The 12990-nt window shown below is 70.2% G+C and carries 14 protein-coding genes; 1 reads left to right on the forward strand and 13 read right to left on the reverse strand.

Annotated elements, in window-relative coordinates; genetic code table 11:
- Positions 1 to 11: 11 nt before the first annotated feature.
- Positions 12 to 812 (forward strand): helix-turn-helix domain-containing protein, encoded by an 801-nt coding sequence (locus SACAZDRAFT_RS11195; RefSeq protein WP_005441652.1) that lies wholly within the window; start codon positions 12 to 14, stop codon positions 810 to 812.
- Positions 813 to 870: 58 nt separating this feature from the next.
- On the opposite strand, the gene SACAZDRAFT_RS11200 is transcribed toward SACAZDRAFT_RS11195, so the two are convergent.
- The 13 genes from SACAZDRAFT_RS11200 to ftsH all read right to left on the reverse strand — a co-directional run bounded on the left by SACAZDRAFT_RS11200 (position 871) and on the right by ftsH (position 12899).
- Positions 871 to 1218 (reverse strand): histone-like nucleoid-structuring protein Lsr2, encoded by a 348-nt coding sequence (locus SACAZDRAFT_RS11200; protein ID WP_005441653.1) that lies wholly within the window; start codon positions 1216 to 1218, stop codon positions 871 to 873.
- 196 nt (positions 1219 to 1414) lie between these two features.
- On the reverse strand, positions 1415 to 2236 hold the full coding sequence (locus tag SACAZDRAFT_RS11205; protein WP_005441654.1) for a type III pantothenate kinase: 822 nt from the start codon (positions 2234 to 2236) through the stop codon (positions 1415 to 1417).
- Entirely contained in the window at positions 2237 to 2743 is a 507-nt protein-coding gene (gene panD, locus SACAZDRAFT_RS11210) for an aspartate 1-decarboxylase (protein ID WP_005441656.1), read from the reverse strand.
- 31 nt (positions 2744 to 2774) lie between these two features.
- On the reverse strand, positions 2775 to 3680 hold the full coding sequence (panC, locus tag SACAZDRAFT_RS11215; protein ID WP_005441658.1) for a pantoate--beta-alanine ligase: 906 nt from the start codon (positions 3678 to 3680) through the stop codon (positions 2775 to 2777).
- Positions 3677 to 4573, reverse strand: coding sequence for a Rossmann-like and DUF2520 domain-containing protein (locus SACAZDRAFT_RS11220; protein WP_005441660.1), 897 nt, complete (start codon positions 4571 to 4573; stop codon positions 3677 to 3679). Before SACAZDRAFT_RS11220 ends, panC begins: the two co-directional genes overlap by 4 nt.
- A gap of 132 nt (positions 4574 to 4705) precedes the next feature.
- A complete protein-coding gene (locus tag SACAZDRAFT_RS11225; RefSeq protein WP_005441663.1) occupies positions 4706 to 5908 on the reverse strand; it encodes a PrsW family intramembrane metalloprotease in 1203 nt (400 codons plus the stop codon).
- A gap of 45 nt (positions 5909 to 5953) precedes the next feature.
- Positions 5954 to 7501 carry a DUF6779 domain-containing protein gene (locus tag SACAZDRAFT_RS11230; protein ID WP_005441665.1) on the reverse strand — a complete coding sequence of 516 codons (1548 nt, stop codon included), beginning with the start codon at positions 7499 to 7501 and terminating at the stop codon, positions 5954 to 5956.
- Positions 7502 to 7570: 69 nt separating this feature from the next.
- Entirely contained in the window at positions 7571 to 8032 is a 462-nt protein-coding gene (locus SACAZDRAFT_RS11235) for a DUF3180 domain-containing protein (RefSeq protein WP_037295901.1), read from the reverse strand.
- A gap of 125 nt (positions 8033 to 8157) precedes the next feature.
- The gene (gene folK, locus SACAZDRAFT_RS11240; protein ID WP_005441674.1) at positions 8158 to 8649 is read right to left on the reverse strand and encodes a 2-amino-4-hydroxy-6-hydroxymethyldihydropteridine diphosphokinase; all 492 of its coding nucleotides are present in this window, start codon (positions 8647 to 8649) and stop codon (positions 8158 to 8160) included.
- A complete protein-coding gene (folB, locus tag SACAZDRAFT_RS11245) occupies positions 8646 to 9014 on the reverse strand; it encodes a dihydroneopterin aldolase (RefSeq protein ID WP_005441675.1) in 369 nt (122 codons plus the stop codon). The genes folK and folB overlap by 4 nt, the downstream gene beginning before the upstream one ends.
- Positions 9007 to 9807: a dihydropteroate synthase gene (gene folP, locus SACAZDRAFT_RS11250; RefSeq protein WP_005441677.1), complete on the reverse strand. Its 801-nt coding sequence runs from the start codon at positions 9805 to 9807 to the stop codon at positions 9007 to 9009. Before folP ends, folB begins: the two co-directional genes overlap by 8 nt.
- A gap of 38 nt (positions 9808 to 9845) precedes the next feature.
- On the reverse strand, positions 9846 to 10481 hold the full coding sequence (folE, locus tag SACAZDRAFT_RS11255; RefSeq protein WP_005441689.1) for a GTP cyclohydrolase I FolE: 636 nt from the start codon (positions 10479 to 10481) through the stop codon (positions 9846 to 9848).
- 18 nt (positions 10482 to 10499) lie between these two features.
- Entirely contained in the window at positions 10500 to 12899 is a 2400-nt protein-coding gene (ftsH, locus tag SACAZDRAFT_RS11260; protein ID WP_005441690.1) for an ATP-dependent zinc metalloprotease FtsH, read from the reverse strand.
- Positions 12900 to 12990: the final 91 nt, after the last annotated feature.

Genomic DNA, 12990 nt, shown 5'->3' on the forward strand with positions numbered 1-12990 from the left:
TCGTCGACACCGTGGAACGGATGCCCCAGGGGATCCTGCATCGGCGCGCCGCCGAGTCACGCTTCACGGTGGGCCGGCTCCGACCGGACCCGAGCCTGCGCGAACACGTCGAGTACTACTGGGTCGTGCGCTGGGACCTGCACGGTCGGCCGCCGCACGAACAGCGAGTGCTCCCCAACCTCGCCACCCACGCCGTCTTCGGTACCGGGTCCACGGGGGTGTGGGGCCCGTCGAGGTCGGTGTTCACGCAGGTGCTCCGCGACCGCGGCCTCGCCCTCGGAGTGCGGGTCGCCCCCGGATGCTGCCGCGCGGTGCTGGGTGTTCCCGTCACGGACCTCCGCGCGGGCCCGATCTCGCTGCCGCAGGCTCTGGGCGCCGCGGGGCAGGCGACGGACGACGCCGTGCGGCGCGCTTCCGGCGACGCGGAGCTCGCCACGGTCGTGGACCGGCTCCTCACCGATCGGGTCAGGCCGCTCACCGGCTCGGAACGACTTGCCCGGACCGCCGTCTCATTGCTCGCCACCGATCCGGCGATCACCCGGGTGGACCACCTCGCAGGGCGTACCGGAATGACGGTGCGCGCACTACAACGGCTGTTCACCGGCCATATCGGAACAGGGCCGAAGTGGGCCATCCGGGTCTACCGACTCAACGATGCCGCGGCCCGCCTGGCCTCCGATTCCCCACCGACGCAGGCCGCGCTGGCCGCCGAACTCGGCTACAGCGACCAGGCGCATTTCGTCCGCGATTTCACGTCACTCGTCGGTACACCGCCCGGAGCATACGAGCGACAACAGAAAGTAACCAAGTAGGAGGAAACGAATATGGCCTCCCGGGCGTCGCCCGAGAGGCCATACTGCGGGACGTCTTTCAGTTCCTGCGGTGGTAGGCTTCGACGACCTCGGACGGGATGCGTCCACGATCCGAGACCTCGAAACCGTTCTTCCGCGCCCAGGCGCGAATTGCCTGGTTCTGCTCGCGATCCACAGCGGCCGAGCGAGCGGGCGCTTTCACGGCACTCCTGCTCGACGTCCGCTTCCGGCCGCCCGCCCGGCGAGCGTGCTCGACGTACTGAGCAAGGGCGTCACGCAATTCTTCCGCATTTTCGGCGGAAAGATCGATCTCGTAGTTGACGCCGTCGAGACCGAACTCGACGGTCTCCTCCGCCTCCGACCCGTCCAGATCGTCGACGAGGGAGACAAGTACCTTCTGCGCCATCTGATTCCTCCTGCTTGGGACATGCTGAGATCACGTGGTGCCCACGCCCGAGCCAAAAGCCTTGACCGAGCATATTGTTACCCGCACGTGCAGAATAACGCAAATCAACTTCGGCCATTGTCTGGGGCGTTGCCGTGTCCTTATGCGGACAACACAATCTCGGCCGACGAAGTCGCAGGAAACGAGAAGGAGCCGCTCACGACCGTGCGCGGCGACCCGGCGGAACGTTCCTCTCCGCGGTGTTCCTCTCGAAAACGAGTCGAAGCCCCAGGAGAGTGAGGTGCGGCACGTGTTCGGTGATGGTTTCCGACTCGTCGACCACGAGCGGAGCGAGCCCACCGGTGGCGATCACTTCCACGGGCTCACCGGAAGTACCCGCCAGCTCGCGTGCGATCCTTCTGACGAGCCCGTCCACCTGTCCGGCGAAACCGTACAAAATGCCGGACTGGAGGCACTCGACGGTGTTCTTACCGATCACCGAGCGGGGCCTGACGAGCTCGACCTTACGCAACGCGGCGGCCCGGGACGCCAGTGCGTCGACCGAAATGTCGATTCCCGGCGCGAACGCGCCACCGAGGAACTCGCCCTTGGCCGAAATGGCATCCACATTGGTCGAGGTGCCGAAATCCACGACGATGCAGGCCGTGTTGTGGAGGTGGTGGGCGGCGAGCGTGTTCACGAGCCGATCGCCCCCGACCTCCTTCGGGTTGTCCACGAGCAGCGGAACACCGGTGCGCACACCCGGCTCGACGATGATCGTGGGGACGTCGGGGTAGTAGCGGTCGAGCATCACGCGCAGCTCGCGCAGGACGGCCGGCACGGTGGACAGCGCGGCGATGCCGGTGACCGCGTCGACGTGCGGGCCGAGCAGCCCGCGCATCGTCAACGCCATCTCGTCGGCCGTCATCCGCGGGTCGGTGCGCATCCGCCAGTCACGCACCAGCCGCGCGTCCTCGCCTCGCCCGGCGTGCAGGCCGAGCGCGATGTTGGAGTTGCCGACGTCGACGGTGAGCAGCAATCAGTGCTCCGCGTGCAGCAACGCGTCCAGTCGAGCGGCGTCCGCCGTCTCGGCCCTCGGCAGTCCAGTGCCACCCGCGCCCTCGGGCGCGCCGGGAGCGTTCTCGGCCCCGCTGACGAGGCCGTACCCGTCGGGGACCGAGGCCGGGTCGGCACCCTGCTCGACGATGCGGTTCTCCCCGTCGACGAACACGATCCGGGGCTTGAACGACGCCGCCTCGGCCGAGTCCATCTGCCCGTACGCGATCAGGATGACGATGTCGCCGGGATGGATGAGGTGCGCGGCGGCTCCGTTGATCCCGAGCACGCCGCTGTCGCGTTCGCCCTCGATGACGTAGGTCTCCAGCCGTGCGCCGTTGGTGACGTCGACGATGGCGACCTGCTCGCCCGGCAGCAGGTCGGCCGCCTCCATCAGAGTGCGGTCGACGGTGACCGAGCCGACGTAGTGCAGGTCCGCCTGCGTCACCGTCGCCCGGTGGATCTTGGACTTGAGCATGGTTCGATACATGGCGGGATTCCCTCTCCTACCCCTCGCGTCCTCACTGCTCGACGCCGTACTCGGCCGCCGCGCCGAGCAGGAGTCCTACGTTGTCGATGAGCCGGGTGTCGCCGACCCGCGCGGCCACCAGCAGCCGGGCCTGGCCGTCGTCCGGCGGCGGCCCCAACTCGGTGTCGCGCAGTTCGAGGTAGTCGACGACCACCTCGGGACGTGCCGCGAGCGTGCTCCGAGCCGCCTCCAGCACGGCCTGCGGCCCCTGACCGCCCGCGTGGGCTCCCGCGACCAGCGCCGCGGAGAGCGCGACAGCCGACTCCCGCTGCTCCGGTGTCAGATAGGCGTTGCGCGAGGACAGCGCCAGGCCGTCCGGTTCGCGCACGGTCGGCACACCCAGCACCCGGACGTCGAGGTCGAGGTCGGCCACCATGCGCTTGATGAGGACGAGCTGCTGGTAGTCCTTCTCACCGAACAGCGCGTAGTGCGGGCGCACGATGTTGAACAACTTCGCCACCACGGTGAGCATCCCCGCGAAGTGGCCGGGCCGCGACGCGCCTTCGAGCTCGTCACCCAGTGGACCCGGGTGCACCGTGACCGCCGCGTCGGGGGCGTAGAGGTCCTCGGCGCTCGGGGTGAACGCGATCTCCACGCCCGCCTCCTCCAGCACGTCGAGGTCGGCGTCCAGGGTGCGCGGGTAGGCGTCGAAGTCCTCGTTCTCGCCGAACTGGAGCGGGTTGACGAAGATCGACGCAGCCACGACCGTGTTGGGCAGCCGCTTCGCCCTCCGCAGCAGTTCGCGGTGTCCCGCGTGCAGCGCTCCCATCGTGGGGACGAGCGCCACGTTGCGGCCCACCGAGCGCAGCGCCGCGGTGACCTGGCGCACCTCGCTGGGCGTGCGGTAGACGTTCACCTGGCCGCGAGTGAACTTCGGGGTGATCTTGGCTTTGGTCACGTGCCCTCACGTCCGTTGTCGAGCAGGTCGGTGATCTCGCGTGCGGCGTCGGAGCCGAGCAGCCCTGCCTCGCTCGCTCTCGCGGCGGTCCGCCGGGCCAGCGCGGTGTACGCGGGACGCACCTCGGGCGCCTGCTCCTCGAGCACCCGCAGATGGGTCCGCACGGTTCCCACGTCTCCGCGCGCGACCGGTCCGGTGAGCGCGCGGTCGCCGTGCCTCAGAGCGTTGTCGAGCGCGGCGGACAGCAATGGGGCGAGGAGACGCTCGGGTTCGCGAACGCCGTTGCGCCGTAACAATTCCACACAGTCGGCGACCAGCGTCGCGAGGTGGTTGGCACCGTGCGCGAGAGACGCGTGGTAAAGGGGGCGCGCGGCCTCGGGAAGGCGCACGGGCTCCGCGCCCATCTCCATGGTGAGGGCCTCGCCCACGTTCCAGGCCGCATCGTCGTCGTCCGCCGCGGTGACACCGACGGCGCACGAGTCGAGGCGTTGCAGGTCCTCAGGGGCTCCGGTGAAGGTCATCACCGGGTGCAACGCCAGAGGCAGTGCTCCTGCTTCCGCGGCGGGCCGCAGCACGCCGATGCCGTGGGCCCCACAGGTGTGCACCACGATCTGTCCCGCCCGGAACGCACCCGCGTTCGCCAACCCCGCGACCATGGGTGCCAGCACGTCGTCGGGAAGCGCGAGCAACACCAGGTCGGCGCTGCTCGCCACCTCGTCCGGTGGCCGCAACGGCACACCGGGCAACAGTCGCTCCGCTCGACGCACGGACGCGTCGGACACCGCCGAGGCGGCGACCACCGAATGACCGGCACGGGCGAGCGCAGCGCCCAGCACACTCCCGACCCGACCTGCCGACACCACACCGACGGCGAGCCGCGCGGGGCGGTTCACCGTGTGTCCCGCTGGACGCACATCGCGAAAAACTCCCAAGCTCGTTCCAGTCCCACCCTGCATCGCGGGTACCAGACGACGGCGCGAGACTAGCCCCACATTCCTGCACACGCGCCCACGAGGTGACCAGCTTCACCCGTCGGTGCCCGCCCGGGCGAGCCGCACGGCCTCGGCTCGGGTCTCCTTCAACACGGCCAGCAGGGAAGCCTGGCGCATGGACAGGTAGTCGGTCCGCATCCGCTCCGACGCGGGTGAGCCTTCCCAGCGCCGCGCGAACGCCAGCTCGGTGACCGCCGACTGGTAGGCGCCCACGGCCTTGGCCGCCGCCCGCCCGGACTCCGCGCGGGCCTGCCGACGCCACTTCTTGCGCTGGCGCAGATCTGCCAGCAGCGGTATCTCCGACCGGGCGATCCATCCCGCGTCGGCCATGCCCGGCAACGTCGCCGCGATGATGCGCTGCTCACGCCGCCGCTGCCACATGATGATCAGCACGACGGCCGTGAAGATCGGCACCATGATGAGGAAGTAGACGTTCAGGAACACGTCGCTGCCGCCGAGCGTCGCCGAGGCGTTCCACAACGCGTGCAGGAGCACCGCCCCGACGTAGGCGGCGAACGGCACACCGAACTTCCGCCCACGGCGGCGCGAGTGCACCACCAGGCCCACCCCGATGCCGATGAGCACCGTGAACAGCGGGTGCGCGAACGGCGAGAGCAGGCCACGCAGCAAGAACGCCGCGACGACACCCGCCGACAGCCCGTCCCCGAAGCCGTAGTCGACGAACGCCCGGCCGAAGTAGTAGACGTTCTCGGTGAAGGCGAATCCCGCCGCGCTGAGCCCGGCGTACACGATGCCGTCGACGACACCGTCGAACTCGTGGGAACGCCTCCACATCAGCGCGATGACGGGCACGGCCTTGACGGCCTCCTCCACCAGCGGCGCCGACACCAACGCGCTCACCTTGCCGCCCTGTCCGGAGCCTAGGAGGAGGTCCCCCAGCGCCTGGGCGGTGTCGTTGACCAGCAGCGCGGTCAGGGTCGCGACACACGCGCCCCACGCGAACGTCAGCAGCAGCAGTTTCGCCGGTTCCGGCTCCCACCGGTCGATCCACAGGAACGCCGCGACCACGACCAGGACGGGTACGACGGCCGCGACCACACCGATCAACACGGCGAGCACACCGACCCGGACGGTGGCGAGGCCCAGAACGAGCAGGCCCGACAACGCGAGGCAGGCGATGCCCACCAGGGGCAACAACACGGTGACCCGGCGCGGCGTGTGCCTGCGCAACGTCGGTGGCGGCGACGGCTTGCTGTCGGTGGTGACTCCCTTCACGCGGGAACCTTAGCGAGCGCGTCCGAACACCGTCCGGACAGTTCCTCAGTCCTCGGCGCGGCGCCGACGACGGGGCCTGGTGCCGGAGGCGCCGTAGGCCGCGAGCAGCTCGCTCACCGAGCGTCCCTCGGCGTGGGACCCCGCCGGTTCCTCCTCGCTCTCCGCGGCATGCGAGTGCCGCGACCCCGACGCCGCCGAATCCAACCACGCGGGCTTCTCGTCGTCGTCGCGCCGACGCCGCCCACCGCCGGACGTCGGGGCGGCCTCTGGTTCCGGCTCGGGACGCCGCCTGCGGCCACCGGACGGCCGCGTCTCCCTGACCTCGGGAGGCAGGGTCGGGTTGGGCTCGGGCTGCACCGGGGCGGGCAGCTCGACCCGCTCGGCCACGGTGGCTTCCGCTCCCGCCTCCACCGGCTCGGGTTCGGCCGGACGCCGCGGGGGCTCGACGGGATTCACGGGACTGACGGGGTTGCGGTAGCCCGTGCCGGCCTTCTCGGCGGCTCCCGGCCGCACCGGCGGCGTCACCGCCGTCCTGGCCTCCACGGCGCGCTGCGTCCGGGTGGGAGCGTCGTCCACCGGCGGTCGTTGCTGCCGCGGGGACGGTGAGCCCTCCGAGTCGAGCGAACGCGCGACGCGCCCGTCCGCGGGCGCAGCTGCGGGCCGACCCCGCTCCCCCGCTCCGCCACGCGGCTCGCCCTCGGTGGGTCGACGCGGCGAATAAGCGGGTCCCGCCGCGCCGTTGGGCCCCGCGACGGGACGCTGGTGGGGACGGGACATCTCCGCCCGGGCGCGGTTCGCGGCCTCGCTCGCTCTCGCCATCGCCGACCCCGGCCGCGACGGAACCCGCCGAGTGGGCGGCTCCCCAGGCTTCTGCGCGGCCCTGCCGTCCTCCGCGGGGCGCGCCGGACGCGGCACGAAGCGCGTGCGGGGCGCGCCCGGCTCCCGGCGCCGCGGCTGCTGCTCGGCGCGGGGCACAGCCGGCTCCTCGGCCTCGCTGCCGGCCTGTTCCGCGTCCCGATCCCGGACGCGTCCGATGAGTTGGGTGGGCGAATCCACCGCGTCGGCCTCGGCGTCGACCGTCAGTGCCTGCCGGATGTCCGCCTCACCCGCCGTGACGAGGCGTTGTTCCTCACCGAGCTTGCGCATCCGGGTCGACTGCGCGGTCAACGCGACCCGTTCCCACAGCACCTCGCCACCGAAGAGGTTCTGGAGGTTGTCCCGCAGACTCCGCAACTCCTCGCGCAGGGCGTCGAGTTCGTCGCGCTTCTCCGCCTCGACCCGCTCCCGGGTCTCCGCCTCGATCTCCAGCTCGTGCTCCCGCCGCGCGGCGATCTCCTTCTGCAGTTCGAGCTCGTAGATCTTCTGGGCCTTGACGGCCGACTTCTCGTTGAGAGCGGCCTGTTTGCGGTACTTCGCAGCCATGAGCGCGCCGATGAGCGCCGCCCACAGCGCGGCGACGACAGCGAGCCGGATCCACCGCAGGTCGTCGGTCAGCACCAGGGCGAGGGTGGCGCCGATGGCGAGGAGAAAGCCAACACCCAGCCACGGCTTCGCCGCCGATCGGTCCCGCGACTCGTCACCCACGCCAGTCATGCCCCACACCGTACCGTCATGTGATCCTTCCGAGACCTTTCCGGTACTCCGAGCGGCACCTTCGCTGCGTTAATCGGTCGGCGGGCCGTTGAGGTCCCGATCGCCGTTCTTCGGCGTGCGACAGCACTGCTCCAGCCACAGAGCGGCACCGATGAGCGCGGCGGCGCAACACGCGCCGACGACAGTCGCCGGGACGTCGTCGGCCGCGGCCACGATTTCACTCGAACGAGGCGCGACATAGGCGAGCGCACCGAGCCACGCGCCGACCATGAGCGCGCCCAGCAACGACGACGCCTTGGCCAGTGCCACCGCCCTGGCGATGCCGATGCCCGACTCCACACGGTGTTCCCGGATGCGGGATCGCACGGAGAACGCGAGCACCGTCTCACCGAGCGCCAGCACCAGCAGCGTGACCCCGGCCAGTGTCGGCAGGTTGGGCAACGACCCGAACGCGACGCGGTACAGCGAGAACGTCACGCCGAAACCGATCACCGCGGCGAGGAGGAGCTCCCGGGCCCGCGTGAAGTGCATGGTCACCACCGTACCGAGGATCGGACCACGTCGGTGGCTCACCGGTGGACACGTCGTGGACTCACCGGCCGAGACCACTCGCGCACCTCCTCACCGACGGATTGGTCCAAACCCCGGTCGCCTGGTCACAGCGTCAGATCGGCACGCCGTCGCACGCCCGCGCGGTCGTCCTCGGGCAGCGCCGCGAGCAACGCATCGGCACGTCCCTTGCCGGGGACCTCGGCATCCGGGTCGATCTCCAGCCACGGGATCAGCACCGTCGCACGCTCGTGCGTGCCCGGGTGCGGCAGCAGCAACTCCGGGTCGTCGGAGCGGACGTCGTCCACCGCCACCACGTCGACGTCGAGCGTGCGAGGCCCCCAACGACGTTCGCGCACCCGCTCGGCACGACGTTCGAGCTCCTGCGCCGTCCGCAACCACGCCCAGTGGTCTCGACCGGGATCGTCGACGACGCACACGGCGTTGAGGAAGTCCGGCTGGTCGGTCACGCCCCACGGCGCCGTCTCGTACACCGACGACACCGCCACCAGCACGTCCCGCAGTCCCTCCACCGCGAGGTGCAGGTAGCTCAGCCGGTCGCCCAGATTGGACCCCAGCGACAGCACCGCCCTGCTCATCGCCGCTCCCGACGCACGGTCACCGCCACGTCGGTGAACGTCAACGGAATCGGGGCGGAGGGCTTGTGGACGGTCACCTCGACCGCCCGGATCCGCTCGTCGCGCAGGACGTCCTCGGCGATCGACCCGGCCACCCGCTCGATGAGGTCGTGTGCGGGGCCCGCGACAATGGCGGCCGCGCGCTCGGCGAGTTCGCCGTAGTTGACCGTGTCGGCGAGATCGTCCGACATGGCCGCGGCCGAGAGGTCGAGCCAGACCGTGAGATCGACGACGAACTCCTGGCCGTCCCGCTTCTCGTGCTCGTAGACCCCGTGCCGACCGAAGACCCGCAGGCCGGTCAGCGTGATGCGATCCGCCTCAGGCACGCCCGCTCCGCCACGCCTCGGCCACCGCGATCGCGTCCAGCGACCCACCGACGTCGTGGACCCGCACACCCCACGCACCCGCGTAGGCGGCGAGAGTGGACACGGCGGCGGTGGCCACCTCACGGCCCGACGGCGGACGCGGTTCACCCGCGTCGTCGGCGAGCAACCGGCCCAGGAACCGCTTGCGCGAGGCTCCCACCAGCACGGGGAAGCCGAGCGCCAGCAGCGTGTCGAGGTCCTTCAGCAGAGCCCAGTTGTGGTCGGCGTGCTTGGCGAATCCGAGGCCGGGATCGAGCACGATCGCGTCCTCCCGCACCCCGGCGGCCAACGCCTCGTCCACCCGCGCGCTCAACTCGTCGCGCACGTCGGCGACCACGTCCTCGTACCGGGCGAGCTCGTCCATCTTGCGGCTGTGCCCGCGCCAGTGCATGAGCACCCACGGCACTCCCGTGTCGGCGGCCACCCTCGCCATGTCCGGGTCGGCGAGACCACCCGACACGTCGTTGATGATGTGCGCACCCGCCTCGACCGCGGCCGCCGCCACGCTCGCGCGGGTCGTGTCCACCGACAGCACGAGTCCTTCGGCGGCGAGAGTCTTGATCACGGGCAGTACGCGGGCCAGTTCGCCCTCCGCGTCCACCCGCTGCGAGCCGGGTCGGGTCGACTCCCCACCGACGTCGATGATGTCGGCTCCCCGGCGCCACATCGCGTGGGCGTGGGCCAGGGCGTCCTCCGTGCTCAGGTAGCGCCCGCCGTCCGAGAACGAGTCCGGGGTGACGTTGAGAACCCCCATCACCACACACCGCCCGGGGCGGGGAAGCCCAGCCCGAGTCACCGGCGACCGCCCTTGATGAGCTCCAGCGCCTCGGCACGCGACGACGCGGACGTCTGCAGCAGACCGCGCACCGCCGACGTGATCGTGCGGGCGCCGGGCTTGCGCACACCGCGCATCGACATGCACAGGTGCTCGGCTTCCATCACCACGATCACGCCACGCGGCCGCAACCTGCGGTTGAGCGCGTCGGCCACCTGCGAGGTCAGCCGCTCCTGCACCTGCGGACGCTTGGCGTAGAGGTCGACGAGGCGACCGAGCTTCGACAGGCCCGTCACCTTGCCCTGCCCGTTCGGGATGTACCCGACGTGCGCGACGCCGTGGAACGGCGTGAGGTGGTGCTCGCACAGACTGAACATCGGGATGTCCGTAACGAGCACCAACTCCTCGTGGCTCTCGTCGAAGGTCCGGTCGAGCACGTGGTCCGGGTCGCTGTAGAGGCCGGCGAACATCTCGCGGTAGGCCCTCGCGACCCGAGCCGGGGTCTCCCTGAGGCCGTCACGGTCGGGATCCTCACCGCACGCCAGCAGCAGTTCCCGCACCGCGCGTTCGGCCCGTTCCTGGTCGAACACCGCGTGACCGGCCCTGGGGAGTTCCGCGTCCACCTCGAGCGGAGAGTAACCGTTGCCCGTCACGTCACTTGCCTTCCCCGATCACGAAGGCGTGCTGCCGTCCTGATCGTTCTCGTCGTTGCGCTCGGCTGGCTTCGCCTCCGGAGACGGCGTGGCGGGCGGCTGCGGCTGCTGTGGTGTGGGTGTCTGGTCACGCCACGGGTAAGCGCTGCGCCCGCTCGGCTGCGTCGCCGGAGTCCAGCCGGGAGGAGCCCCGTAGTGCGGCGGCCCGGCGTTGGTGCCGCCACTACCCGGTTGTCCGCCGTTGGACGACCACGGTGTCGCACCGCCGTTGTTCCGGCGGCCACCGTTCGGCTGGCCGTCCCCGGGAGGGGGAGCGTACGGATTGTAGGTCGCCGAGGGGGCCGGAGGCTCCGGCTGTCCATGCGGTGGACCACCGGGCAGGTCGCCGACGCCGGGTGCGGTGGCCACCGGCGTGGGCTCCGGCTCGGGAACCCGCTCCGGCTCCTCGTCGCCCTCACCCTCGGGGGGCCACGGCTCCCCGCGCTCCATCGCGAGCTCGCGCGGCGTCTTGATCGGCGGCTTGTCCGACGGCAACCGCTCACCGAACTCGTTGAACGTCGTGATGCGCGGGCGCTTCTCCACCGACGCGAAGATGCGCTCCAGGTCCCGGCGCTGGAGGGTCTCCTTCTCCAGCACCTCCATCACAAGGTCGTCCAGCACGTCGCGGTAGGTCGTCAGGACCTCCCACGCCTCGGTGTGCGCCGTCTCGATGAGCTTGCGCACCTCTTCGTCGATCTCGTGCGCGACCTCGAGCGAGTAGTCCGGCTGCCGACCGGCCGACCGGCCGAGGAACGGATCGCCGTGCTCCTGGCCGTACTTGACCGCGCCGAGCCGCGGCGACATGCCGTACTCGGTCACCATCGCCTTGGCGATCTTGGTGGCCTGCTCGATGTCGGACGACGCACCGGTGGTCGGCTCGTGGAAGACGAGCTCCTCCGCGGCGCGGCCTCCCATCGCGAACACGAGACGACCGATCATCTCGGAACGCGTCATGAGCTGCTTGTCGTCCTCGGGCACGATCAACGCGTGCCCACCGGTCCGGCCGCGAGGCAGGATGGTCAGCTTGTAGACGGGTTCGATGTCGGGCATGGCCCACGCGGCGAGCGCGTGTCCGCCCTCGTGGTAGGCCGTGATCTTGCGTTCGTGCTCGGAGATGATCCGGCTCTTGCGGGCCGGACCGCCGATCACTCTGTCGACGGACTCCTCCAACGCCGCGTCCGTGATCACGGACCCGTTCTGGCGCGCGGTGAGCAGCGCCGCTTCGTTGATCACGTTGGCGAGGTCGGCACCCGACATGCCGACGGTGCGCTTGGCCAGCGCCTCGATGTCGACGTTGTCGGCCAGCGGCTTGCCCTTGGAGTGCACCTCCAGGATCGCCTTGCGGCCCGCCAGGTCGGGGGCCGACACCGGGATCTGGCGGTCGAACCGGCCGGGACGCAGCAGCGCCGGGTCGAGAATGTCGGGGCGGTTGGTGGCGGCGATGAGGATGATGCCGCCACGGGAGTCGAACCCGTCCATCTCGACGAGAAGCTGGTTCAGCGTCTGCTCGCGCTCGTCGTGTCCGCCGCCGAGGCCCGCACCGCGCTGGCGACCCACCGCGTCGATCTCGTCGACGAAGATGATGCACGGCGCGTTCTGCTTGGCCTGCTCGAAGAGGTCACGCACCCGCGAGGCGCCGACACCGACGAACATCTCGACGAAGTCCGAACCCGAGATCGTGTAGAACGGCACCCCGGCCTCACCGGCCACCGCGCGCGCCAGAAGCGTCTTACCGGTGCCGGGCGGGCCGTACAGGAGCACGCCCTTGGGGATCTTCGCGCCGAGTGCCTGGTACCGCGCGGGACTCTGGAGGAAGTCCTTGATCTCGTGGAGCTCCTCGACGGCCTCGTCGGCGCCCGCGACGTCGTTGAACGTCGTGGTCGGCATGTCCTTGTTCAGCTGCTTCGCCTTGGACTTGCCGAAGTTCAGCACGCGGTTGCCGCCACCCTGCGCGCTGTTCATCATCCACATGAGCAGCAGCACGAGGATGCCCAGCGGGATCATGTAGATCAGCAGCTGGGTGAAGAAGCTCTCCTGCGTGACGGTGGTGTTGAACTTGACGTTCTGCTCACCGGTGCTGGAGTTGAGCAGCGTGTTGTAGAGCTGGTCGGAGGCACCCGCCGGGAACTTCGTGAGAACCTGTTCGACCTGCTGACCGTCGACGTTGATCGAATCGTCCAACGTCAGCTTGAGCTGCTGTTCGCGGTCTTCGAGCGTCGCGTCCTTGACGTTGCCGGAGCGGATCTGCTCGATGGCCTGCGACGTCGGGATTTCGGTGTAGCCGCGGTCACTGTCGCTGAGGGTGCTGACGCCGAAGATCAGCAGCAGAACCACGAGTATCCACAGCAGTGGGTTCCTGAGCAGGCGCTTGCGGTCCATTCGATCCGGCCGTAGTGGCCTCGACCCTCCCTGGCTAGGCGGTAGGTTGTGACATCCGCCGTCGCGGTGTTGACAGATGCGCGGGCGCTAC

This window comes from Saccharomonospora azurea NA-128 (assembly GCF_000231055.2).
Lineage (GTDB): Bacteria > Actinomycetota > Actinomycetes > Mycobacteriales > Pseudonocardiaceae > Saccharomonospora > Saccharomonospora azurea.